Origin of the sequence: Streptomyces xanthophaeus, from assembly GCF_000725805.1 — a bacterium.
Lineage (GTDB): Bacteria > Actinomycetota > Actinomycetes > Streptomycetales > Streptomycetaceae > Streptomyces > Streptomyces xanthophaeus.
In genome coordinates, this window is record NZ_JOFT01000024.1 from 14,160 (window position 1) to 38,079 (window position 23,920).

The window sequence follows — 23,920 nt, forward strand, 5'->3', positions numbered from 1 at the left end:
CCGGGAGCGTTATGTCCAGCGAATACGCCAAACAGCTCGGGGCCAAGCTCCGCGCCATCCGCACCCAGCAGGGCCTTTCCCTCCACGGTGTCGAGGAGAAGTCCCAGGGCCGTTGGAAGGCCGTGGTGGTCGGTTCCTACGAGCGCGGGGACCGCGCCGTGACCGTCCAGCGCCTTGCCGAGCTGGCGGACTTCTACGGGGTTCCGGTGCAGGAGCTGCTGCCGGGCACGACCCCCGGCGGGGCCGCCGAGCCGCCGCCGAAGCTCCGTCTCGACCTTGAGCGCCTCGCGGGCGTGCCCGCTGAGAAGGCCGGTCCGCTCCAGCGGTACGCGGCGACCATCCAGAGCCAGCGCGGGGACTACAACGGCAAGGTGCTGTCGATCCGCCAGGACGACCTGCGCACCCTGGCCGTCATCTACGACCAGTCCCCCTCGGTCCTCACCGAGCAGCTGATCAGCTGGGGCGTGCTGGACGCGGACGCGCGCCGCGCCGTGGCGCACGAGGACGCCTGAGCCTCGGGCTCCAGGCCAGCAGAAACGTTTACCGGTGGCGCCGGTCCCGCAAGGGGCCGGCGCCACCGGTCTTTGGCACGGCCGCGGATCGGCGCAGCAGAAGGCGGAGGGCCCGTGGCGCATGCGCCACGGGCCCTCCGCCCTGCCTGACCCGGGCGCTAGTCGCGCCGCAGGTTCGGCTTCAGCTCCTTGAAACGGCCCAGCAGGCCGTTCACGAACGCAGGAGAGTCGTCCGTGGAGAATTCCTTCGCCAGCTGGACGGCCTCGTCGATGGCCACGGCGTCCGGGGTGTCGTCCACCCAGATCAGCTCGTAGGCACCGAGCCGCAGCAGGTTGCGGTCCACGACCGGCATGCGGTCGATGTCCCAGTCCACGGCGTAGGTGACGATCAGGTCGTCGATGCGGTTCACCTTGTCGGCGTACCCCTCGACGAGATCCATCGTGAAGGCGCTGACCGGCGGCTGCCGGTCGTCCGACCGCGCGTGGCGGATCCAGTCCGCGAGGACCTCGCGCACGGGCACACCGCGCTGGTCGGCCTCGAAGAGGATCTGGAAGGCGCGCTTGCGCGCATTGCTCCGAGCAGCCACGGGTTAGTTGCTCTTCCGGCCGAGGTAGTCGCTGGTGCGGGTGTCGACCTTGACCGTCTCGCCCGTGGTGATGAAGAGCGGGACCTGGATCTCGTAGCCGGTCTCCAGCGTGGCGGGCTTGGTGCCGCCGGTGGAGCGGTCGCCCTGGACGCCCGGGTCGGTGTGCTCGATCTTGAGCTCGACCGCGGCCGGGAGCTCGACGTAGAGCACCTCGCCCTCGTGCTGGGCGACGGAGGCGGTGAAGCCCTCGATCAGGAAGTTGGCGGCGTCGCCGACAGCCTTGCGGTCGACCATCAGCTGGTCGTAGGTGTCCATGTCCATGAAGACGAAGTACTCGCCGTCCATGTACGAGAACTGCATGTCACGGCGGTCGATCGTGGCCGTTTCGACCTTGACGCCGGCGTTGAAGGTCTTGTCGACGACCTTGCCCGAGAGCACGTTCTTGAGCTTGGTACGCACGAAGGCCGGGCCCTTGCCGGGCTTGACGTGCTGGAACTCGACGACGGACCAGAGCTGGCCCCCGTCGAGCTTCAGCACCATGCCGTTCTTGAGGTCGTTCGTGGAAGCCACGGTTGCGGAATCTCCTGCACTGGAAGACCACGGGTGCGCGCACAGCCCGCCGTAGCGGGCTAGAGCGCGAGCAGCTCCTTGGTCGTAATGGTGAGTAGCTCGGGACCGCCGTCCGCCTCGGGGCGTACGACGAGCGTGTCATCGATCCGGACACCTCCCCGGCCCGGGAGGTGAACCCCCGGTTCGACGGTGACCGGCACGCAAGCGTCCAGTTTACCCATTGCCGTAGGTGCAAGCTGCGGGTCCTCGTCGATTTCGAGACCGACACCGTGTCCCATCCACGCCGCGAGGCAGTCTCCGTGGCCCGCGGAGTCCAGAACGGAGCGTGCCGCGTGGTCCACGTCCCGGTACGCGGCGCCCGGCAGCAGCGCCTCGCGGCCGGCCCGCTGAGCGGCGAAGACCAGCTCGTACAGCTCGATCTGCCAGTCCGCCGGGGTGGTGCCGATCACGAACGTCCGGCCGATCTCGCACCGGTAGCCGCGGTAGTTGGCGCCGAGGCACACGGAGAGGAAGTCGCCCTCCTCGACCCGGCGGTCGGAGGGCCGGTGCCGGGAGCGCCCGGAGTGCGGGCCCGTGCCGACGGAGGTCGGGAAGGCCGGCCCGTCCGCCCCGTGGTCCACGAGCCGCCGCTCCAGCTCCAGGGCCAGGTGCCGTTCCGTGCGCCCCACCAGGATCGACTCCAGCAGCTCTCCGAGGGCCTGATCGGCGATCTCGGCGGCGATCCGCAGGCAGGCGATCTCCTCCTCGTCCTTGACCAGGCGCTGCTGTTCCACCGCGGTCCCGAGGTCGGCGAGCCGCAGCGTCGGGGCCACGGAGCGCAGGGCCCGGTGCCTGCCCACGGTGAGGTGGTGCTCCTCCACCGCCAGCGAGTCGGCCCGTACGGCGGCGGCCAGATCGGCCGCGGCCACGGCCGGGTCCCCGCCGGGGCCCGACAGCACGGAGACGGCGAGCCCCTCGTCGAGGCGGCCCTCGTCGGCCTCACCGGTGGGCGCCGAACCGCAGAACATCACGTCCTCGGAAGGGCCCACGAGGAGTACGGCACCCAGCGGGGACGCCCCGGAGAGGTAGCGGACGTTCGCCGGACGCGTGATCAGTGCGGCGGCGTTCCCCGCGGCGGCACATCGGTCGCGGAGCAGGCCACGGCGGGCGGCGTACACGTCTGACATGTCTTCGAGCGTACGAGCGCCCCGCGCATCCGGCCTGACGAGCGCGTCCGGACGGGGCCTCAGCCCTCGCGGGAAACAAACGGAAGGGGAAGCGGGTGGGGAAGCGGGAAGGCGGTGGGCCGCCGCCCCGCCTCGGTCACCAGGCCGCGGGAGCCGCGATCGCGCGGGCCAGCGCCTCGTCCAGGGCCCGCGCGGTCCCCTCAACGTCGAGGTGCGAATTGTCGATGATCGGCAGGCCGGAGCCGTACCAGCCCGCCATCCGCCCGTGAATCCGCGCGACTTCCTCGTCGGAGAGCCTGCGGTTGCCCGAGCGGGCCGCGTTGCGCTCCAGGACGATCTCCAGGCCCGGCAGCAGGACCACCGGCAGCAGCGCGGGGCCCACGTGCCGCTTCCAGCCGCCCAGGCCCACCACCGGCCGGTCCGGGAAGACGGCGTCGTCGAGGATGCAGGAGATCCCGTTCGCCAGGAAGTTGCGGGCGGCGAAGCCGCAGGTGCGGCGGGCGAGGCGGTACTGGGCCTCGGAGTGGTCGTTCCAGCCCGCCTGCGGGTCCGCGAAGCCCGAGCAGACCCACTCCCGGACGTCGTCCAGGCTCACGTGGGCGGTCGGCACCGGGCGGGTGCTCGCCCAGTGCCGGGCCACGGTGGTCTTGCCCGCGCCCGCCGGCCCGATGAGCAGGACGGCGAGGGTCGCTCCTCCCGTACCGGCCACCGCGGGCGGAAGCGGAATGTGGCCGGTGGTCTCCCCCACGGGCGGCGCCGGGGGCGGCGGCACGGCCGGGGAGCCCGGCCAACCCTGCGCCGGGGGTATCGGCGGCTGTGCCGGCGCGGCCGGGTGCTGTCCCGACTGCCCCCAGCCTGCGCCCCCGCCCCCCACTCCTTGCTGCATCCGCTGCCACTCCGTCTCGTTCCGGCGACTGATGCGAGAACGTTATATGACCCGGGAGGTCCCACCGTCCACCAGCACCTCCCCCGGCGCCGCCGGGCGCAGCGTCAGGCGGTGATCTCGTCCGCCAGCGCGCGCAGCGCCAGCCGGTACGAGCCGATGCCGAAGCCCGCCACCGTCCCGGTCGCCACCGCGGCGATGACCGAGGTGTGCCGGAACTCCTCGCGGGCGTACGGATTCGAGATGTGCACCTCGATCAGCGGAGCGGTGCGCTGCGCGGCCGCGTCCCGCATCCCGTACGAATAGTGCGTGAAGGCCCCCGGGTTGATCACCACGGGGATCTTCCCGTCCGCCGCCTCGTGGAGCCAGCGGATCATCTCGCCCTCGTCGTTGGTCTCGCGGACCTCGACGTCGAAGCCGAGTTCCCCGCCCACCGCGCGGCAGCTCTCCACGAGTCCGGCGTACGAGGTGGCCCCGTACACGTCGGGCTCGCGCGAACCGAGGCGGCCCAGGTTGGGGCCGTTGAGCACCAGGACCTGCCGGCTCACGCCGACACCTCGCCGTACGCGGCGATCAGGTGCGCCGGGTCGGGTCCTTCGAGGACGGTCGGCTTGCCCAGGCCGTCCAGGACGATGAAGCGCAGCAGGTTGCCGCGGGACTTCTTGTCGACCTGCATGGTCTGGAGCAGCTTGGTCCACTGGTCGCCGCGGTAGGTCAGCGGCAGGCCGACCGAGGCCAGGATCTCGCGGTGGCGGTCGGCCGTCGCGTCGTCCAGCCGTCCGGCGAGGCGGCCGAGTTCCGCCGCGAAGACCATGCCGACGGACACGGCCGCGCCGTGCCGCCACTTGTAGCGCTCGTTCTTCTCGATGGCGTGCGCGAGGGTGTGGCCGTAGTTGAGGACCTCGCGCAGGCCCGACTCCTTGAGGTCGCTGGAGACCACGTCGGCCTTGACCTGGATGGAGCGCACGATCAGCTCGGCCGTGTGCGGGCCTGCGGGCGTACGGGCGGCCTGCGGGTCCTCCTCGATCAGGTCGAGGATCTTCGGGTCGGAGATGAATCCGGCCTTGATGATCTCGGCCAGGCCGCTCACGTAGTCGTTGACCGGGAGCGAGTCCAGGGCCGCGAGGTCGCACAGCACGCCGGCGGGCGGGTGGAAGGCGCCGACGAGGTTCTTGCCCTCGGCGGTGTTGATGCCGGTCTTGCCGCCCACGGCCGCGTCCACCATCGCGAGGACGGTGGTCGGTACGGCGACCCAGCGCACCCCGCGCAGCCAGCTGGCCGCGACGAAGCCCGCGAGGTCGGTGGTGGCTCCGCCGCCGACGCCGACGATCACGTCGGTGCGGGTGAAGCCGGACTGGCCGAGCGCCTTCCAGCAGTACGCCGCCACCTCGACGGTCTTGGCCTCCTCGGCGTTGGGCACCTGGATGGCGACCGCCTCGTAGCCCTGCTCCGCCAGGTCGTCGCGCAGTGCCTCGCCCGTCGAGGCCAGGGCCTCGGGGTGGATCACGGCGACCCGCTGGGCCTTCGTACCGATCAGGGTGCCGAGTTCGCCGAGCAGCTGCCGGCCGACCAGCACGTCGTACGCGTCGTGTCCGGGGCTCGCGCCGACCTGGATCCGCGTCACCTGGTCTGTCATACGTCCTTCAACTCCAGAGCGTCGAGGACCGCTTGCGCGACCTCTTCGGGGGTGCGGTCGTCGGTGGTCACCACGACGCGCGCGACTTCGGTGTACAGGGGGCGCCTGGCCTCCATCAGCTCGCGCCACTGGCGGCGCGGGTTGACGGCCAGCAGCGGGCGCGCGGCGCCGAGGCCCACGCGCCGTACGGCTTCCTCGACGTCCATCGACAGGTAGGCGACGGGGAGGCCGGCGAGCAGCGCACGGGTGTCCGCGTCGAGCACCGCGCCGCCGCCGAGGGCGAGGACTCCGGTGTGCTCGGCGACGGCGGCGGAGACCGCCTTGCGCTCCAGCTCACGGAAGTACGGCTCGCCCTCGTCGACGAAGATGTCGGCGATCTCCCGGCCCTGGGCCGCCACGATGTCGGCGTCGGTGTCCCGGTAGGGGACGCCGAGCCGCCCGGCCAGCAGCGCGCCCACCGTGGACTTGCCGGACCCCATGGGGCCGACGAGGACGACCAGCGGTCCGCGCGTCACCGGATCTGCAGGTTGTCGAGGTAGGACTGCACGTTGCGCCGGGTCTCGGGGACCGAGTCGCCGCCGAACTTCTCGACGACCGCGTCGGCCAGGACGAGCGCGACCATGGCCTCGGCGACGATGCCCGCGGCCGGCACGGCACACACGTCGGAGCGCTGGTGGTGGGCCACCGTCGCCTCGCCGGTCGCCACGTCCACCGTGGCCAGCGCGCGCGGCACGGTCGCGATGGGCTTCATCGCGGCGCGGACGCGCAGCAGCTCGCCGGTGGTCAGGCCGCCCTCGGTACCGCCGGAGCGGCCGGAGGTGCGGCGCAGGCCCTCGTCGGTGGAGACGATCTCGTCGTGCGCCTTGGACCCGGGTACGCGGGCCAGCTCGAAGCCGTCGCCGACCTCGACGCCCTTGATGGCCTGGATGCCCATGAGCGCGGCCGCGAGGCGCGCGTCGAGGCGGCGGTCCCAGTGCACGTGCGAGCCGAGGCCGACGGGGACCCCGTACGCGAGCACCTCGACGACGCCGCCGAGGGTGTCGCCGTCCTTGTGGGCCTGGTCGATCTCGGCGACCATCGCCTTCGACGCGTCGGCGTCGAGGCAGCGCACCGGGTCGGCGTCGAGCTTGTCGACGTCGGCGGGGGTCGGGTAGACGCCGTAGGGCGCCTTGGCCGCGGCCAGTTCGACCACGTGCGAGACGATCTCGATGCCGGCGGCCTCCTTGATGAAGGACCGGGCGACGGCGCCGAGGGCGACCCGGGCGGCCGTCTCACGGGCGCTGGCGCGCTCCAGGATCGGGCGTGCCTCGGAGAAGCCGTACTTCTGCATGCCCGCCAGGTCGGCGTGACCGGGGCGGGGGCGGGTCAGCGGCGCGTTGCGGCCGGTGTCCTTCAGCAGCGAGGGGTCGACCGGGTCGGCCGACATGACGGTCTCCCACTTCGGCCACTCGGTGTTGCCGATCATGACGGCGATCGGCGAACCCTGCGAGAGCCCGTGGCGGACGCCGCCGAGGAAGGTGATCTCGTCCTGCTCGAACTTCATCCGGGCACCGCGGCCGTAGCCGAGCCGGCGCCGGGCCAAGTGGTCGGCCACCAGCTCGGTGGTGACCGGGACGCCGGCGGGAAGGCCCTCCAGCGTCGCCACCAGCGCCGGTCCGTGCGACTCCCCGGCAGTCAGCCAACGCAACCTGCTCAACGATGCTCCTCATGCTCGCGCCTGATACAGCGACGGCGCGATCGGGTGCGCGGCCCGGACCCGCCGTACCCGATCCTCCCATGTCCGGACCGGTACACCGGGCCCCGGTCCAGCAATCGGACGGCTTGTCCATCAGCTGAGCGCCCACGGGCCTGGGACGGACGGCCCTGAGGAGCCCCGGAGGGCCCCGGTGACGCTAGGCCGTCTCTTTCGGCTCTTGCCGGGTCCGCGCCGCCCGGCACGGCACCGGACGGCGCGGACCTGACCGACAAGATCCGAAAGAGCCGACCTAGCGGCCGGCGAGGGCCCGTTCTCCCGCGGCCCGCATGGCCGCGAGGGGTCCGGGGCGGCCGGTCATCTGTGCGACCTGGAGCACGGCCTGGTGGACCAGCAGGTCCAGCCCGCCGACGACCTTGCCGCCGCGCTCGGACCAGGCCGCCGCGAGGGCGGTCGGCCAGGGGTCGTAGAGCACGTCGAAGAGGGTCCCGGCGCCCTCGGGCACGGATGCGGCGAGGGAGTCCGTGGTGCCGGCCGGGGTGGTCGCGATCACCAGCGGGGCGGCGAGGGCCCCGGCCGCCTGCGACCAGTCCTCCGTGCGGACGGCCACGCCGAGGCGCTCGCCCCACCGGTGCATCTCGTCGGCGCGGGCGCGCGAGCGGACGTACGCGGTGACCTCGCCGGTGCAGATCCGGGAGAGGGCGGCCAGCGCCGAGGAGGCGGTGGCCCCCGCCCCCAGGACGGCCGCGGAGGGCACCTTCTCGACGCCGCGCTCGTGCAGGGCCGCGACGATGCCGGGGATGTCGGTGTTGTCGCCGAGGCGGCGGCCGTCCTCGGTGAGGACGACCGTGTTGACCGCCTCCACCGAGGCCGCGGTGTCGCTGATGCCGTCGAGGAGCGGGATGACCGCCCGCTTGAGCGGCATGGTCAGCGACAGGCCCCGCCAGTCCGGACCGAGGCCGCCCACGAACGCCGGGAGAGCGGCCTCGTCGATCTCGAAGCGGTCGTAGGACCAGTCGTCGAGGCCGAGCTCCTGGTAGGCGGCGCGGTGCAGCACCGGTGAGAGGGAGTGCTCGATGGGCGAACCCAGCACCGCGGCCCGTATCCGTGACATGTCGTGCTTACCCGCCGTTCTTCTGCTTCTGCCGTTCCTGGAACTCGTCGGCGAGCTTCTGGTGTTCCTCGTAGGTCTTGGTGAAGGAGGTCGTCTTCCCGTCGACCGACACGAAGAACATCCAGCCGCCGTGGTCCGGGTCGAGCGTAGCGGTCACGGCCTCCACGCCGGGGTTCCCGATGGGGCCGGGCGGCAGTCCCTTGACGAAGTGGGTGTTGTACGGGTTGTCGAGCGCCCGCGCTTCCTTGAGGGAGAAGTTCAGCTCGCTCGACTTGTTGATGTAGTTGTACGTCGAGTCGAATTCGAGCTTCTGGTTCGTGACGTCGTTGGTCTTCTTCAGGCGGTTGTAGATGACCTCGGACATCTTGCGGAAGTCCTCGTGGTGCTTGCCCTCGGCGTTGACGAGGCTGGCGACCGTGATCACCTGGAGCGGGTTCTCCAGGCCCAGCTCCTTGGCCTTGCCCTCGACCCCCAGCTCGCTGTACTTGTCCGTCGCGTTCTTGACCATCTGCTTGAGCAGGGACTCGGGCGTGCTGTCCGAGCTGACGTCGTAGCGCGCCGGGAAGAGGAAGCCTTCGAGCGGGTCCATGATCTTCTGGTTGTTGCCCGCCCAGGCCGGCAGCCCGAGGTTCTTGGCCTCGCGCTTGGCGATCTCCTCGGTGGTGCCCTCCGACTTGCCCAGCCGGGTGTCGATCAGCTTGTAGACGTCGACGTTCCGCTTGCCCTCGGGGATCGTGATGACGTTCAGCTTCGTGGGGTCGGTCATGAAGGTGACCGCGGACGAGGCCGACATCCCCTTCCGGAGCGGGTACACGCCCGGCTGGATCGACTTGCCCTTGGGGTTGGCGTTCGCCGCGGCGGTGAACGCCTCGACGCTGGCCACGACGCCCTTCTCCTTGAGGATGTTGCCCATCCTCGTCAGCGTGGAGTTCGCGGGGATCTCGACGTCGATCACCTCGCCGCTGCCCTCGCCCGTGTAGTCCGCGGCCGTGGCGAACCTGGCCTTGAGGAAGGTGTAGCCGTAGTAGCCGCCACCGCCGACCACGCCCACGATGACGAGGGCGGTCAGCAGGCAGGCCGTACCGCTGCGCTTCTTGGGCTTGCCGCCCTTCGAGCGGCCGGAACGGCGTCCGCCGGACCCTTCGCCGCCGTCGCCGCCCGGCAGGATCGACGCGTCGGAGTCCTCGTCCGCGGCGTCGGCGCCCTCCTGGGCCTCGCCGTCCTGCCACTCCTCGGCCGGTTCCGGCTCCAGGTGGCGGCGGCCCGGAGGCTGCGGCGGCGGATAGGCGTCGGGCCTGGTGTAGAGGTCCGGGCTCTCGCCCGGGTAGGCGCCGACCTGCGGCTGGGCGTACGGATCCGCCGCCGCGTACGGGTCGGCCTGCACCGCGGCGGCCACATACTGGCCCTGCCCGGTGTCCCAGCCCTGGCTGTCGTACACCGGCTGCTGCGGGGACGGGGCCTGGGGCTGGGCGTGCTGCTGGGCATAGGCCTGCTGCTGGTTCTGCTGTGCGTAGGCCTGCTGCTGGTACTGCTGCTGCTCCGTGTACTGCGGGTACTGCTGCTGCTCGCCGTACTGCGGCTGCGGCTGCTGCGGGTACTGAGCGGGGTACTGCTCCTGGTACTGCGGCTCCTGCGGATACTGCTGCTGGTCCCCGCCGTACGGCACCTGGCCCTGCTGGGTCTGGTGCGCGGTCCATCCCTGGTCCCCGTACAGGGGGTCCTCGGGATGCCACGGTTCGGAGCCGCCGCCCCGGCCATACTCAGTCATCGGTCCCCTAGAGCCGCGAGACGAAGGCCACGGCTTCTCCTCGCCGCGACACCCGGTTCCGCCTCTTTAGTGGTGGCGACGGCTGTTCGAATGCCGTCTCATTTCGCGGAACGTTACCGTATCGCGATCAGACAACCACTTCGACGCACTCACCGGGCGGATTACCTGATACCCGTTCGGTCTCAAGAGCGTTCTGCAGAATCACCACGGCGGCCGCCTGATCGATGACCGAACGGCCCTTCTTGGCGTTCTTCCCGGAGGCCCGCAGCCCCTGCGCGGCGGTGACCGTGGTCATCCGCTCGTCGACCAGCCGGACCCCCACGGGCTTGATGCCCTTGGCGAGCTCCATGGCGAAGGCGCGGCACTTGGCCGCGGCCGGCCCCTCGCGCCCGCTGAGCGAGCGCGGGAGGCCGACCACGACTTCGAGGGGCTCGTACTCCTCGACGAGCTGCCGCAGCCGCCGGTGGGCGGCCGGGATGTCACGTCCCGGCACGGTTTCGACCGGCGTGGCCAGCACCCCGTCGGGGTCGCAGGACGCGACCCCGATCCGGGCGTCACCGACGTCGATCGCGAGACGGCGGCCGCGGCGCAGTGTCATCGTCAGGCCGTCTCGACGACGAGGCGCTCGACCGCGGCGATGGCCTCGGGCACGGCGGCCGGGTTCTGGCCGCCGCCCTGGGCCACGTCCGGCTTGCCGCCACCGCCGCCACCGAGGGTCTTGGCGGCGGCACGCACCAGGTCACCGGCCTTGAGGCCGCGCTCGCGGGCCGCCTCGTTGGTGGCGATGACGGTCAGCGGGCGGTCGTTCGCCACGGTGAACAGGGCCACGACGACCGGGCGGTCGCCCGGGATGCGGCCGCGGACGTCGAGGACCAGCTTGCGCAGGTCGTCGGCGCCGGTGCCGTCCGGCACCTGGCCGACGACGAGGGCCACGCCGTGGATGTCCTGGGCGTTCTGGGCGAGCCCGGCGGCGGCCTGGAGGACCTTCTCCGCGCGGAACTTCTCGATCTCCTTCTCGGCGTCCTTCAGCTTGCCGAGCATGGAGGCGATCTTCTCCGGCAGCTCCTCCGGACGGCCCTTGACCAGCTCCTGGAGCTGGGCGACGACCGTGTGCTCCTTGGCGAGGAAGTTGTACGCGTCCACGCCCACGAGGGCCTCGACGCGGCGCACGCCGGAGCCGATGGAGGACTCGCCGAGCAGCTTCACCAGGCCCAGCTGGGCGGTGTTGCCGACGTGCGTGCCGCCGCACAGCTCCTTGGAGAAGTCGCCGATGGTGACGACGCGGACCCGCTCGCCGTACTTCTCGCCGAACTCGGCGATGGCGCCCTGCTTCTTCGCCTCGTCGATGCTCATGATCTCGGCGGTCACTTCGAGCTCGCGCGAGAGGACGTCGTTGATCTTCTGCTCGACATCGGTGAGGACCGTGCCGGGGACGGCGTTCGGCGAACCGAAGTCGAAGCGGAAGCGGCCGGGCGAGTTCTCGGAACCGGCCTGGGCGGCCGTGGGGCCGAGGGCGTCGCGCAGCGCCTGGTGGGTCAGGTGGGTGGCCGAGTGGGCGCGGGCGATGGCCCGGCGGCGCCTGATGTCGATGGCGGCGTACGCGGAGGCGCCCACCGTCACCTCGCCGACCTGGACGGAGCCCTTGTGCACGGAGACGCCCGGGACGGGCTGCTGGACGTCGCGGACCTCGATGACGGCGCCCGTGTCGAGCTTGATGCGGCCCTGGTCGGCGAGCTGGCCGCCGCCCTCGGCGTAGAAGGGGGTGCGGTCGAGGACGACCTCGACCTCGTCGCCCTCGGATGCGGCGGGCGCGGAGACGCCGTTGACCAGCAGGCCGACGATGGTCGACTCGCCCTGGTTGGTGGCGTAGCCGGTGAACTCGGTGGCCCCGGCCCGGTCGGCGATCTCGCGGTACGAGGAGACGTCGGCGTGGCCGGTCTTCTTGGCCTTGGCGTCGGCCTTGGCCCGGTCGCGCTGCTCCTGCATCAGGCGGCGGAAGCCGGGCTCGTCCACGGAGAGGCCCTGCTCGGAGGCCATCTCCAGGGTGAGGTCGATCGGGAAGCCCCAGGTGTCGTGGAGCAGGAACGCCTTGTCGCCGGACAGGACGGTGCCGCCCGCGGCCTTGGTCTCGCTCACGGCGGTGTCGAGGATGTTGGTGCCGCCCTTGAGAGCCTTGAGGAAGGCGGCCTCTTCGGCGAGGGCGACGGTCTCGATGCGCTTGCGGTCGGTGACCAGCTCCGGGTACTGCTCGCCCATCGTGTCGATGACGACGCCGACCAGGTCCTGGACGACCGGGCCCGTGGCACCCATGAGGCGCATGTTGCGAATGGCGCGGCGCATGATGCGGCGCAGCACGTAGCCGCGGCCCTCGTTGCCGGGGGTGACCCCGTCGCCGATGAGCATGGTCGAGGTGCGGATGTGGTCGGCGACCACGCGCAGCGAGACGTCCGTGCCCTGCTCGGCGCCGTAGCGCACGCCGGTCAGCTCGGTGGCCTTGTCCATGACCACGCGCAGGGTGTCGGTCTCGTACATGTTCTGCACGCCCTGCAGGATCATCGCGAGGCGCTCGAGACCCAGACCGGTGTCGATGTTCTTCGAGGGCAGGTCACCGAGGATCGGGAAGTCTTCCTTCCCGTCGCCGGCGCCGCGCTCGTACTGCATGAAGACCAGGTTCCAGATCTCCACGTAGCGCTCGTCGTTGACGGCCGGGCCGCCCTCGACGCCGAATTCGGGGCCGCGGTCGTAGTTGATCTCCGAGCACGGGCCGCAGGGTCCGGGGACGCCCATGGACCAGAAGTTGTCCTTCTTGCCCAGGCGCTGGATCCGCTCGGCGGGGACGCCGATCTTCTCGCGCCAGATCTGCTCGGCCTCGTCGTCGTCGAGGTAGACGGTGATCCAGAGCTTCTCGGGCTCCAGGCCGTAGCCGCCGTCCGCCACGGAGCTGGTGAGCAGCTCCCAGGCGTACTTGATGGCGCCTTCCTTGAAGTAGTCCCCGAAGGAGAAGTTGCCGCACATCTGGAAGAACGTGCCGTGGCGGGTGGTCTTGCCGACCTCTTCGATGTCCGGGGTGCGGACGCACTTCTGCACGCTCGTGAGCGTCGGGGCCGGAGGCTTGACCTCGCCCAGGAAGTAGGGCTTGAAGGGCACCATGCCCGCGGGCACCAGCAGCAGAGTCGGGTCGTCCGCGATGAGCGACGCCGAAGGGACAACGGCGTGACCGCGCTCCTCGAAGAAGCTCAGCCAGCGGCGGCGGATTTCAGCCGACTCCATCAGTGGTCCTCATTCCGGTCGTACGAAAGTTTCGGTCGGTCGGTGGTCTTGTCGTGCGGGTCGTGCGCGATGACCCGCAGCCGCCGCGGCCCGGGGAGGGCGGTGACGTTGTCGGGCCGGTCGGGGTCCTGGGTCAGCCCCAGTGCATCGTTCAGCTCGTCCTCGCGCTGCGTCATTCCCGCCTTGACGTCGAGGGCGAAGTCCTTGAGGCGGTGGCCCGCCTCCACGGCCTTGTCGGCGGCCTGGGCGGCAAGGCTCTCCGGCGTCAGCTTCTTGAGCTGGCGGTTGACCTTGGTGGTGGCCCACACACCGGCGGCGGCGCCTGCGGTGAACCAGAAGGCTCGGCGGAACATCGGCGGTCAGCCCTTCTGCTTCCGGCGCCGGGCAGCCGACACCGTACGGCCGACGATCACGGTACGGCTACCGCCGTCACTTCGTGGACGCCGGGAGGTCTTGGCGGGCACCTCGTCCGTGCGGCCGAGGGCCTTACGGACGCCGTAGCCGAAGGCCGCGACCTTGACCAGCGGTCCGCCGAAGGCGGAGGCGACGGTGGAGGACAGTGCGGAGGCGTTGGAGGTGACTTCCTGCACGTCGCTCGCGATGGCGTCGACCCGGTCGAGCTGGGTGCGCGCGGAGCGGACCGTGGTGGAGGCGTCGGCCAGCAGCGGCACGGCCTGGTCGGTCACGTCGGCCACCAGCTTGGTGGTCGCCTTCAGTACCTGGGCCAGCCTCACCAGCACCACCGCGAGGAAGGAGACCAGGATGGCCCAGAAGACGGCCACGAGGATCCCGGCCACCTCTCCACCGGACACGTCACACCGCTCTCTGTCTGTACCTGCACTGCTGAAGATTCGTCCTCCGACCCTATCGCGCCGGAGATCCCCGGCTGTACCGGAATTCCGAGGTCGGGACACCCGCCTTGTACGCAGCGCATGCGGACCAGTACCCTCCGTGTCCCATGCGACAGACACCCCTTCGACACACCGCCTGGGGCAATCTTCCCTCGGAGCTGAACCGGTTCGTCGGGCGGGGTGGCGAACTCGCCGGGCTGGGGCGGCTGCTGGAGTCCTCCCGACTGGTCACGGTGACCGGCGTGGGCGGAGTGGGCAAGTCCCGGCTGGCCCTCGCAGCGGCCCGGACGCTCGCCACCGGGACCGCAGCGGCGGACACGGAGGAAGCGCAGGAACGCTACTGCGACGGGGTATGGCTGGCCGAGCTGGCCTCCGTACGGGATCCCGCGCTGCTGGAGCTCGCCCTCGCGGAGGCGCTCGGCCTGACCGACCACACCACCCGGCCGCCGCGCACGGTGCTGGCCGAGCACCTGGCCGGGCGGCGCCTGCTGCTGGTCCTGGACGGCTTCGAGCAGCTGGTCGAGGAGACGGCCGGCCTGGTCCGGGAGCTGCTGCTGCGCTCCCCCGGCCTGCGCGTGCTCGCCGTGGGCCGCCGCCCGCTGGACCTGGCCGGGGAGCGGGTCCTCCCGCTGGCCCCGCTGGCCGCCGCCGAGGCCCTGGAGCTGCTGGTGGAGCGGGCCGCGGAGGCCGGTCCGGACTTCGCGGCGACCGGGGCGGACGGGGCCGCACTGGCGGAGGTGTGCGCCCGTCTCGACGGGATCCCGCTGGCCCTGGAGCTGGCGGCGGCCCGGCTGCGGGTGCTGTCCCCCGCGCAGGTGCTGGCCCGGCTGGAGGACCGCTTCGCCCTGCTGGCGGGCTCCGGCCCGCGCGGGGCACTGCCCCGGCACCGGACGCTGCGCACGGCCATCGGCTGGAGCCACGAGCTGTGCACGGCGGACGAGCGGCTGCTGTGGGCCCGGCTGTCGGTGTTCGCGGGCCTGTTCGACCTGGACGCCGCCGAGTACGTGTGCGCGGGCCCGGACCTGCCCGTGGAGAGCGTGCTGGACCTGGTCGGGGAGCTGCTCGCGCAGTCCCTGCTGGTCCGGGAGGAGACGGCCGCCGGGGTCCGCTACCGGATGCTGGAAACCGTACGGCTGTACGGGGCGGGCTGGCTGGAGTCGGCGGGTGACGCCCGGCGGCTGCGCCGTCGCCACCGGGACTGGTACATGGGGCTGGCGACCTGGTGCGAGCTGGACTGGTTCGGTCCGCGCCAGCAGGAGGTCGCCGCCCTGGTGGAGGCGGAGCTGCCGAATCTGCGGCTCGCCCTCGAATGCTGCCTGGACGAGCCGGACGAGGCCCACCTGGGCCAGTACCTGGCGGGCACCCTGTGGTTCTACTGGGCGGGCTGCGGCCGGCTGACGGAGGGCCGGCACTGGCTGGACCGGGCCCTGGAGCCCGCCGCGGGAGCCGCCCCGGGCTCCGGGCAGTCGGAGTACGCGTACGAGAGCTCGCGGCTGAAGGCGCTGTGGGTCCTCGGCTACGTCGCGGCCCTCCAGGGGGACGCGGTGGCCTCGATGAGCGCCCTGTACGAGTGCCGGGACGCGGCGGCGCAGACGCAGAACGCGGTGGCCTCGGCCTACGCCGTGCACCGGCTGGGCTGCCTGGCCCTGGTCTCCGACGACATGCCGCGGGCCCGGGAGCTGCTGGGTTCGGCGCTGGAGCGGTACCGGGAGGCCGGTGAGCTGAACAGCAGCGTGCTGATGTGCCAGGTGGAGCTGGCGATGGCGCTGGCCTTCCAGGGGGAGCTGGCGGGCGCGCTGTCCCTGTGCAAGGAGGTCCGGGACATCTGCGAGGAGCGCGGGGAGCGCTGGACGAAGGCGTACGCCCTGTACGTCCTCGCGTACGCGGCCCTGGACTCAGGGGCGACGGCCGAGGCGCGGCGGCTGCTGACGGAGTGCGTGGAGATCAACCACACCTTCCACGACCTCGTCGGTCTGGTGCTGGCGCTGGAGCTGCTGGCCCTGGTCACGGTCGCCGAGGGGCATCCGGCGGAGGCCGCGGTGCTCCAGGGTGCGGCCGAGCCCATGTGGGACGGGGTGGGCCTGCAGCTCTTCGGCTCGGGGTACTTCAACGCCCCGCGGCTGATGTGCCAGGAGCGGGCGGGCGATCTGCTGGGCGCGGACCGCTACGCGGCGCACGCCGCGGAGGGGCGGGAGCTGAGCCGGGAGGCGCTCGTCGTGCGGGCGAGCCTGGCGCCCGGGGAGCGGAGCGGGGCGGTGCCCTCGCCGCGGTCGGCGGGCCGGGGCGGGCTGCGCGGTGCGCGGGCCCCTCGCAGGGCGGCGGCGGACCAGCCCTGAACGCGGAAAACCCGCCGTCCCCGAGGGGACGGCGGGCTTCGACCAACCTGTGAGTACTAGGCCTGCATCAGCGGGCGTAGTACTCGACGACCAGCTGCTCGTCGCAGATGACCGGGATTTCCTTGCGGTTCGGGTCGCGGTCCAGGCGGAAGGCCAGGGCCTTCAGGTTGACCTGCAGGTAGCGCGGGGTCTCGCCCTCGCCTGCGTAGCCACCCTCACGGGCAACCTGGAACGGAACCTTCTCGCGGCTGCGCTCGCGCACGGTGATGACGTCGTCCGGGCGGACACGGAACGACGGCTTGTCGACCTTGCCACCGTTGACCTCGATGTGGCCGTGAACGACCATCTGGCGGGCCTGGTAGATGGTGCGGGCGATGCCCGAACGCAGGACCAGGGCGTCGAGGCGACGCTCGAGCTCGACGACCAGCGCCTCGCCCGTCTTGCCTTCGGCCTTCTTGGCGCGGTCGTACGCGCGGGCCATCTGACGCTCAGAGATGTCGTACTGAGCGCGCAGACGCTGCTTCTCGAGCAGACGGACCTTGTAGTCCGAGTTCTGCTTGCGGCCACGGCCGTGCTCGCCCGGCGGGTAGGGGCGGGCCTCGAAGTACTTGACGGCCTTCGGGGTCAGCGCAATGCCGAGGGCACGCGACTTCTTGACCTTGGGTCGCTTCTGGTTCACGTGGAACCTACCTCCATGTAAGTTAGGTGAGGCTTACCTTAGCGAGGAGGACGTAATGTCTCGACCACATGGGATCCCCCTGCCCAGTGCGCATCGAAGTTCGGATTCCAACGAAACGGAATCCGCTTTCGACGACGATAAGCAAGGTCAGCCGCGTCCCAGGGAAGGCGTTCGGCAGCTCACCGGAGCCGAACGCGTACGAACCCTCGTAGAGTCCAACGCCTCAGTATCCCTCACTCTGCCGGGTGCTCGTGACTGCCAGGCATCCGACGAGTTCGGGACAGGGATGCCGGTCGCACGGACCGTCACCCCGGACGGGGACGTGATTCTCCTTGTTTCCGGGGAATCCGCGGCTGCCAGGGCAGCCGCTCACGCCCAGGACGACGACCTCACCGCCGTGATCGAGATCACGGACGTGGCGCCGGTGTCCGTGCCCCATCGTATCCGAGGCCGCGCATGGCTCGCCGGGTGGCTCACGCCGGTGCGCGGGGACGACCGTCCGGCCTGCGCCGCGCTCCTCGCCGAGCGGCAGCCCGTCGGTGAACTGCTGGGGATGGCGGAGTCCCTGGAGCCCCCGTACGCGGGCCGCCCCGCCTGGATGCTGCTGCGCCTGGAGGTCGGCGAGATATCGGTGGACGACCTGTGGGGCGCCGAGCACGTGGAGCCCGAGGCCCTGGCCACGGCCGAGCCCGACCCCATCTCCCGGCACGAGGCGGAGCTGCTCCAGCACCTGCACTCGGCCCACGGCGAGCGACTCGGCGACCTGTGCGGGCTGCTGGGGTCGCGCGGGGCAGGGGAGGCGGACGCCATGACCGCCGTCCCCCTCGCGCTGGACCGCCTCGGCCTGCGGGTCCGCTTCACCGGCGGCGCCGCCGGTGCGTTCGACGTCCGCTTCGACTTCCCGGAGCCGGTCGCGGACATCTGCGGCCTGCGCCGGGCGATGCACACGCTCTTCTCGGCCGCCTCTCACTGAGGGCAGGTCGCGAGCAGTCCCTGGAGGGCGAGCTTCTCGGGCGCCGTCACGGACAGCTGGTACTTGGCCTTGATCCCCGTGTACCGGCGCCCGTACTCGCACCAGTACTCCCGCCTCGGCGGCTTCCACTTGTCGGCGGTCCTGCTGCCCTTGTCGTAGTTGGTCTGCTTGTCCACGGCGAGCAGCACGTCGAGGTCGTTGGCGTACTCCAGCCTGCGCTGCGGGGTCCAGCCGTACGCGCCGCCCCGCCAGGCGGCGCCGAGCGCGACCACGTGGTCCGTCTGGATCTGCGAGGCGCGCCGGTAGGTATAGGGGAGCGCCTTCCCGGTGTACGGGTCGTGCAGCACCCCGGACACCACCACGCAGGGGTTGCGGTCCCCCTGGCGCAGCTCGCTCAGGTCCCGGCGCAGCACGTCGTCGCGGGTGTCACAGCCGTTGCGCCCGCCGACGGCATCGGTCTCGTCGGACCAGTACCGGCCGAAGTTCTCCCGCTTGTACGTCTGCCAGTTCTTGCCCCACTCCACCTTCAGCTTCGCCAGCTGGGTCCTCGCGGTGGCCGCGGTGGGCGGGAACCCGGCGCCGGCGAGCGGCACCTGGGCCAGCGCCCTGGGCGACGCGGGCTGCGCGTCCTCGTGATGGCACCCGCCGAGCAGCAGCGCCGCCGCCGTCACGGCGACGAGCGGAGCACGGCCCCGGCGCAGGCCTCGGCATCGCATGCGACGGAGCCTAGCCACCGCGGCGCCGCCGACCGCGCAGGCGCGGGTCAGGACCCGCCGCGCAGCCGCTCCCTGACCTTCTCCACCACGTCCGCGTACCGGGCCTCGGCCCCGTACCGCGTCGGCTCGTAGTACCGCTTCCCGTGGATCTCGTCCGGTGCGTACTGCTGGGCGGCGATGGCGCCCGGCACGTCGTGCGGGTAGACGTACCCCTGGGCGTGCCCCAGCTTCGCCGCCCCCTTGTAGTGCCCGTCCCTCAGGTGCGGCGGGACCGAGCCCGCCAGCCCGGCCCGTACGTCGGCCAGCGCGGCCCCGATCGCCGTCGTGGCGGTGTTCGACTTCGGGGCCAGGGCCAGCGCGATCGTGGCGTGCGACAGGGTCAGCGCGGCCTCGGGGAAGCCGATCATGGCCACGGCCTGGGCCGCTGCCACCGCGAGCGGCAGCGCCGTCGGATCGGCCAGCCCGATGTCCTCGCTCGCCGAGATCATCAGCCGCCGGGCGATGAACCGCGGGTCCTCCCCCGCGTCGATCATCCGCGCCAGGTAGTGCAGCGCCGCGTCCACGTCGGAGCCGCGGATCGACTTGATCAGGGCGCTCGCCACGTCGTAGTGCTGGTCGCCGTCCCGGTCGTAGCGCACGGCCGCCCGGTCGACTGCCTCCTCCACCGTTTCGAGGGTGATCTCCTCCTCGCCCTTGGCGATCGCCGACCCGGCCCCCGCCTCCAGCGCGGTCAGCGCCCGCCGGGCGTCGCCACCGGCGATCCGCAGCAGGTGCGCCTCCGCGTCCGCGGGGAGGGTGACGGCGCCGCCGAGGCCCCGCTCCTCCGTCAGGGCCCGGCGCATCAGCGCACTGAGGTCTTCGTCCGTGAGCGGCTCCAGCGTGAGCAGCAGCGACCGCGACAGCAGCGGGGAGATGATCGAGAAGTACGGGTTCTCGGTGGTGGCGGCGATCAGCGTCACCCAGCGGTTCTCGACCGCGGGCAGCAGGGAGTCCTGCTGCGCCTTGCTGAAGCGGTGGATCTCGTCCAGGAAGAGGACGGTCTCCTTGCCGTAGCCACCGGCCGCGCGGCGCGCGCCCTCGATGACCGCCCGTACTTCCTTGACGCCCGCCGTGATGGCGGACAGCTCCACGAACCGCTTCTGCGTGGCCTGGCTGACCACGTAGGCCAGGGTGGTCTTCCCGATGCCCGGCGGACCCCAGAGGATCACCGACGAGGCCCCGGCCGGGCCGCCGGCCCCCTCCCCGACCAGCCGCCGCAGCGGTGAGCCGGGCTTCAGCAGGTGCTGCTGGCCGACGACCTCGTCCAGGACGCGCGGACGCATCCGGACGGCGAGCGGAGAGCTCGAAGGGTCCTTCTCCTGGCGTTCCTCGGCAGCGGCGGTGAAGAGGTCTGGTTCCACACCGGAAGCCTATGCGAGGCCACCGACAAGGCCGCCCGGGCTCAGGAGGTCCAGAAGTCCCACCAGCGGGTCAGGATCAGCATCCCGATGATCCCGATGTGCAGGACGGGGAGCACCCAGGTGAACTCGTCGAGGAAGCCCCGCAGCCAGGCCGGGGCGGGCAGCAGCCCCTCGCGGACGTTGTGCGCGGTGACGTACCAGAACATCAGGATCGTGGCGACCCAGGCCAGGGAGCACCACAGGCAGAGCGAGTTGATGTTGTACAGGGACTGGTAGGTGAGCCAGCCGCAGAAGACGACGCCGAACAGGGTGCCCGCGTTCAGCGTCAGCCAGTACCAGCGGGCGAACCGGGCCCCGGCCAGCACGCTCATGCCGACGCAGACCACGATCCCGTAGGCGACCAGTCCGAGCATCGGGTTGGGGAAGCCGAAGGCGGACGCCTGGTCGCTCTTCATGATGTTGCCGCAGGAGACGATCGGGTTCAGGCTGCAGCCGGGGACGAAGTTCGGGTCCTCCAGCAGCTTGAACTTGTCGAGCGTGATCACCCACGCGGCGAGCAGACCGGCCGCCCCCGTGATCACCAGCAGCAGGGCCAGGGCCCGGCTCGCGCCGACCGTCGTCCTCGGGGCGGTGTCCGCGTCCGTGCCTCGTGTCGTCATACCGCCCCGCTCCGCATCTACAAGGTCAACAAGCACCGGCCATTGTGCCGTACGGGGCTGTGTCCGCACCGTTCGATGGAGATAAGGAAGGGCGGGACGGGGTCTCCCCCGTCCCGCCCTTCCTGCGAGAACCGGCCGTCAGGCCAGGCGTGCCCGGACAGTGGCGACCAGGTCGGCCAGCGCCACGGCGTCCTGCTCCCCGGACTCCATGTCCTTCAGCTGGACGACGCCCTCGGCGAGATCGCGCTCGCCCGCGACGACGGTGAAGCGCGCACCCGAACGGTTGGCGTTCTTCATGTGGCTCTTGAGCCCCTTGGAACCGTACGAGAAGTCCGCCGCGACGCCCGTCTTGCGGAGCTCGGTGACGGCCCCGAACAGCACCTTGCGGGCCTCGTCGCTCAGGGCGATCGCGAAGACGCTGGTCGCCGGCGGGATGTCCAGCTCGACGCCTTCGGCCTCGAGCGCCAGCACCGTACGGTCCACGCCCAGCGCCCAGCCGACCGAGGGCAGTGCGGGGCCGCCGATCATCTCGGAGAGACCGTCGTAGCGGCCGCCGCCGCCCACCGCGGACTGCGAGCCCAGACCGTCGTGGACGAACTCGAAGGTGGTGCGCGTGTAGTAGTCCAGCCCGCGGACCAGCTTCTCGTCGTCCTCGAAGACCACGCCCGCAGCAGTGATCAGCTCACGGACCTCGGAGTGGTACGCCTTGCACGCTTCGCACAGGTAGTCCCGCAGCATCGGGGCACCGACCAGCTGCTTCTGGACGGACTCGCGCTTGTCGTCCAGGACGCGCAGCGGGTTGATCTCCGCCCGGCGCAGGGTCTCCTCGTCCAGGTCCAGCCCCCGCAGGAAGCCCTGGAGGGCCTCCCGGTAGACGGGACGGCACTCCGCGTCGCCCAGCGAGTTCAGCAGGATGCGGAAGTTGCGCAGGCCCAGCGAGCGGTACGCCTGGTCGGCCAGGATGATCAGCTCGGCGTCCAGCGCCGGGTCCTCGGAGCCGATGGCCTCGGCACCGACCTGCGAGAAGTGCCTGTACCGGCCCTTCTGGGGACGCTCGTAGCGGTAGTACGAGCCGGAGTACCAGAGCTTGACCGGCAGGCCGCCGGCCTTGTGCAGGTTGGCCTCCAGCGCCGCGCGCAGCACGGAGGCGGTGCCCTCGGGGCGCAGCGCCAGATTGGCGCCGCCCTTGGTCGTGAGGGTGTACATCTCCTTCGTCACGATGTCGGTGGACTCGCCGACGCCTCGGGCGAAGAGGTCCACGTCCTCGAAACCGGGCGTCTCGATGTATCCGTAGCCGGACTTCCGCAGCGGGCCGGAGATGGCCTCACGGACCGCCAGGTACTTGGCCGAGTACGGCGGGATCAGGTCGTACGTGCCCTTGGGGGCCTGAAAAGTAGCCACGAAACTCTCGTCACATTCCTCGTCGTGGAGCGGCGGTCGGGTCCGCTGCCAGGCCTGCCGCGACTTCCCGCAGGTACGGGTTGGTCGCGCGCTCGCGGCCGATGGTGGTCTGGGGACCGTGGCCGGACAGCACCACGGTCGAGTCGTCGAGCGGGAGGCACACGCGGGCCAGCGACTCGAGGATCTCGGCGTGGGAGCCGCCGGGCAGGTCGGTACGTCCGATGGAGCCGGCGAAGAGCAGGTCGCCCGAGAAGAAGACCGGCGGTACGTCGGCCAGCTCGGGCATCTTGAAGGTCACCGACCCCTTGGTATGGCCCGGCGCGTGCGCCACGGAGAAGTCCATTCCGGCCAGTTTCAGCCCGGCTCCGTCGGTGAGCTCGCGGACCTCGTCCGGCTCGCCGATGGTCAGCTCGCCCATGAGCGGCATACCGATGGAGCGGCCGAGGGCCTTCTCCGGGTCGCTCATCATGTAGCGGTCCTCGGGGTGGATCCAGGCCGGTACGTCGTGTGCTCCGCACACCGGGACCACCGAGGCCACATGATCGATGTGGCCATGGGTCAGCACGACCGCGACGGGCTTGAGCCGATGCTTCTTCAGCGTCTCCTCGACACCCTGGGCGGCCTGGTGGCCCGGGTCGATGATCACGCACTCCTCGCCTGCGGCGGGGGCGACCACGTAACAGTTGGTCCCCCAGGCCCCGGCGGGGAACCCGGCAATCAGCACGTTCGTCCTCAATCGTCGTCCGGCGGGAGGCTGCGGATCGGAATGCAGCTGCTCAGAGCCTACCGGCGCCCCTCATTACACAGCGAACCCATATACGGTACGCCCTAACCCAGCCCGGACAGCGGTACCAGACACGCACAAGGAGACGACCCGGTGGTCACGAGCGATCAGCGGCGGCGACAGCTCGCCAGGGAGAAGTACGAGCGCCAGCAGCAGCGTCGGGCCGAGGCCCGGCAGAAGGCGCGCCGGCGTGCGGCGGTGATCGGTGCGGCGGTGGCCGTGGTGATCGCGACGCTCGTCGGCCTCATCGTGGGCGGTGTCTTCGACTCGGACAAGAAGGACCAGGCGGCCGACCCGTCGGCGAGCCCGTCCGCCGAGCCCACGCCGAAGCAGTCCCCCTCGCCGGAGATGGCGATCGACCAGAAGGCGAAGTACACCTTCGCGCTGAAGACCAGCGCGGGCGACATCAACTTCGCGATGGACGCGGCGAAGACCCCGCAGACGGTGAACTCCTTCAAGTCGCTCGCCGACAAGGGCTACTTCGACAACACCAAGTGCCACCGGCTGACGGCCGGCGGGATCTTCGTGCTCCAGTGCGGCGACCCCGAGGGCACCGGCCGCGGCGGCCCCGGCTACACCATCCCGGACGAGAACCTGGACTCCCTCGGCAAGCCGAACGAGCAGGGCCAGGTGACGTACCCCGCGGGCACGGTGGCCATGGCCAACACCGGTCAGCCGGGCACGGGCGGCAGCCAGTTCTTCCTCGTCTACAAGGACAGCCCGCTGGCCCCGGGGTACACCCCGTTCGGCAAGATCGACGCGGCCGGTCTGAAGGTCCTGGAGGAGATCGCCAAGGCCGGAACGGCCGACGGCGGCCAGGACGGGGCGCCGAAGACGGAGGTCAAGATCGAGAAGGGCACCGTCACCCAGGGCTGACGGTCCCCTCGGCGGCCCGGGCCGTGTCCGGCGGCGTCCGCGCCCG

General features: G+C 71.3%; 24 protein-coding genes. 4 read left to right on the forward strand and 20 right to left on the reverse strand.

Annotation, left to right across the window (positions count from 1 at the left end):
- The first annotated feature begins 11 nt into the window (after positions 1-11).
- A complete protein-coding gene (bldD, locus tag IO30_RS0116080; RefSeq protein WP_030841550.1) occupies positions 12-512 on the forward strand; it encodes a transcriptional regulator BldD in 501 nt (166 codons plus the stop codon).
- A gap of 158 nt (positions 513-670) precedes the next feature.
- Here the strand turns inward: bldD and nusB are convergent, their stop codons facing one another.
- The 14 genes from nusB to IO30_RS0116150 form a co-directional block, all read right to left on the reverse strand.
- On the reverse strand, positions 671-1,099 hold the full coding sequence (gene nusB, locus IO30_RS0116085) for a transcription antitermination factor NusB (protein ID WP_031143553.1): 429 nt from the start codon (positions 1,097-1,099) through the stop codon (positions 671-673).
- A 3-nt stretch (positions 1,100-1,102) separates the two neighbouring features.
- A complete protein-coding gene (gene efp, locus IO30_RS0116090) occupies positions 1,103-1,669 on the reverse strand; it encodes an elongation factor P (protein WP_031143555.1) in 567 nt (188 codons plus the stop codon).
- Positions 1,670-1,728: 59 nt separating this feature from the next.
- Positions 1,729-2,835 (reverse strand): aminopeptidase P family protein, encoded by a 1,107-nt coding sequence (locus IO30_RS0116095; protein WP_031143556.1) that lies wholly within the window; start codon positions 2,833-2,835, stop codon positions 1,729-1,731.
- Positions 2,836-2,971: 136 nt separating this feature from the next.
- Positions 2,972-3,721, reverse strand: coding sequence for an AAA family ATPase (locus IO30_RS0116100; protein ID WP_078904733.1), 750 nt, complete (start codon positions 3,719-3,721; stop codon positions 2,972-2,974).
- A gap of 104 nt (positions 3,722-3,825) precedes the next feature.
- Positions 3,826-4,266, reverse strand: a complete 441-nt coding sequence (gene aroQ, locus IO30_RS0116105; protein WP_031143561.1) for a type II 3-dehydroquinate dehydratase — start codon at positions 4,264-4,266, stop codon at positions 3,826-3,828.
- Complete coding sequence (gene aroB, locus IO30_RS0116110) at positions 4,263-5,354, reverse strand: 3-dehydroquinate synthase (RefSeq protein WP_031143563.1); 1,092 nt, start codon at positions 5,352-5,354, stop codon at positions 4,263-4,265. Before aroB ends, aroQ begins: the two co-directional genes overlap by 4 nt.
- Entirely contained in the window at positions 5,351-5,869 is a 519-nt protein-coding gene (locus IO30_RS0116115) for a shikimate kinase (protein ID WP_031143565.1), read from the reverse strand. Before IO30_RS0116115 ends, aroB begins: the two co-directional genes overlap by 4 nt.
- Entirely contained in the window at positions 5,866-7,050 is a 1,185-nt protein-coding gene (gene aroC / locus IO30_RS0116120; RefSeq protein WP_031143567.1) for a chorismate synthase, read from the reverse strand. Before aroC ends, IO30_RS0116115 begins: the two co-directional genes overlap by 4 nt.
- A gap of 289 nt (positions 7,051-7,339) precedes the next feature.
- Positions 7,340-8,161 carry a shikimate dehydrogenase gene (locus IO30_RS0116125; RefSeq protein ID WP_031143569.1) on the reverse strand — a complete coding sequence of 274 codons (822 nt, stop codon included), beginning with the start codon at positions 8,159-8,161 and terminating at the stop codon, positions 7,340-7,342.
- A gap of 7 nt (positions 8,162-8,168) precedes the next feature.
- Positions 8,169-9,929 (reverse strand): endolytic transglycosylase MltG, encoded by a 1,761-nt coding sequence (gene mltG, locus IO30_RS0116130; protein WP_031143571.1) that lies wholly within the window; start codon positions 9,927-9,929, stop codon positions 8,169-8,171.
- A gap of 127 nt (positions 9,930-10,056) precedes the next feature.
- Entirely contained in the window at positions 10,057-10,527 is a 471-nt protein-coding gene (ruvX, locus tag IO30_RS0116135) for a Holliday junction resolvase RuvX (RefSeq protein ID WP_031143573.1), read from the reverse strand.
- A 2-nt stretch (positions 10,528-10,529) separates the two neighbouring features.
- Positions 10,530-13,199 carry an alanine--tRNA ligase gene (gene alaS / locus IO30_RS0116140; RefSeq protein ID WP_031143575.1) on the reverse strand — a complete coding sequence of 890 codons (2,670 nt, stop codon included), beginning with the start codon at positions 13,197-13,199 and terminating at the stop codon, positions 10,530-10,532.
- Positions 13,199-13,552: a DUF6167 family protein gene (locus tag IO30_RS0116145; protein WP_031143577.1), complete on the reverse strand. Its 354-nt coding sequence runs from the start codon at positions 13,550-13,552 to the stop codon at positions 13,199-13,201. Before IO30_RS0116145 ends, alaS begins: the two co-directional genes overlap by 1 nt.
- A 6-nt stretch (positions 13,553-13,558) precedes the next feature.
- The gene (locus IO30_RS0116150) at positions 13,559-14,011 is read right to left on the reverse strand and encodes a DUF948 domain-containing protein (protein WP_031143579.1); all 453 of its coding nucleotides are present in this window, start codon (positions 14,009-14,011) and stop codon (positions 13,559-13,561) included.
- A gap of 146 nt (positions 14,012-14,157) precedes the next feature.
- On the opposite strand from IO30_RS0116150, the gene IO30_RS0116155 reads away from it, so the two are divergent.
- Positions 14,158-16,386 carry an ATP-binding protein gene (locus IO30_RS0116155; protein WP_031157181.1) on the forward strand — a complete coding sequence of 743 codons (2,229 nt, stop codon included), beginning with the start codon at positions 14,158-14,160 and terminating at the stop codon, positions 16,384-16,386.
- Positions 16,387-16,453: 67 nt separating this feature from the next.
- Here IO30_RS0116155 and rpsD read toward each other — a convergent pair whose 3' ends face one another.
- Positions 16,454-17,065, reverse strand: a complete 612-nt coding sequence (gene rpsD / locus IO30_RS0116160; RefSeq protein ID WP_030294564.1) for a 30S ribosomal protein S4 — start codon at positions 17,063-17,065, stop codon at positions 16,454-16,456.
- A 55-nt stretch (positions 17,066-17,120) separates the two neighbouring features.
- On the opposite strand from rpsD, the gene IO30_RS40575 reads away from it, so the two are divergent.
- Positions 17,121-18,038 (forward strand): DUF2470 domain-containing protein, encoded by a 918-nt coding sequence (locus IO30_RS40575; RefSeq protein ID WP_031143585.1) that lies wholly within the window; start codon positions 17,121-17,123, stop codon positions 18,036-18,038.
- On the opposite strand, the gene IO30_RS0116170 is transcribed toward IO30_RS40575, so the two are convergent.
- From IO30_RS0116170 to IO30_RS0116190, 5 genes are all read right to left on the reverse strand, one after another.
- Positions 18,032-18,754 (reverse strand): HNH endonuclease family protein, encoded by a 723-nt coding sequence (locus IO30_RS0116170; RefSeq protein ID WP_031143587.1) that lies wholly within the window; start codon positions 18,752-18,754, stop codon positions 18,032-18,034. The two genes, IO30_RS40575 and IO30_RS0116170, sit on opposite strands and share 7 nt — an antisense overlap.
- A 47-nt stretch (positions 18,755-18,801) precedes the next feature.
- Complete coding sequence (locus tag IO30_RS0116175) at positions 18,802-20,154, reverse strand: replication-associated recombination protein A (RefSeq protein ID WP_031143589.1); 1,353 nt, start codon at positions 20,152-20,154, stop codon at positions 18,802-18,804.
- A gap of 41 nt (positions 20,155-20,195) precedes the next feature.
- On the reverse strand, positions 20,196-20,813 hold the full coding sequence (locus IO30_RS0116180) for a vitamin K epoxide reductase family protein (protein WP_031143591.1): 618 nt from the start codon (positions 20,811-20,813) through the stop codon (positions 20,196-20,198).
- A 138-nt stretch (positions 20,814-20,951) separates the two neighbouring features.
- Positions 20,952-22,214: a histidine--tRNA ligase gene (hisS, locus tag IO30_RS0116185; RefSeq protein ID WP_031143593.1), complete on the reverse strand. Its 1,263-nt coding sequence runs from the start codon at positions 22,212-22,214 to the stop codon at positions 20,952-20,954.
- Positions 22,215-22,224: 10 nt separating this feature from the next.
- Entirely contained in the window at positions 22,225-22,938 is a 714-nt protein-coding gene (locus IO30_RS0116190; RefSeq protein WP_031143594.1) for an MBL fold metallo-hydrolase, read from the reverse strand.
- A 153-nt stretch (positions 22,939-23,091) separates the two neighbouring features.
- Between IO30_RS0116190 and IO30_RS0116195 the strand changes: the two genes are divergently transcribed.
- Positions 23,092-23,874: a peptidylprolyl isomerase gene (locus tag IO30_RS0116195; RefSeq protein ID WP_031143595.1), complete on the forward strand. Its 783-nt coding sequence runs from the start codon at positions 23,092-23,094 to the stop codon at positions 23,872-23,874.
- Positions 23,875-23,920 lie beyond the last annotated feature (46 nt).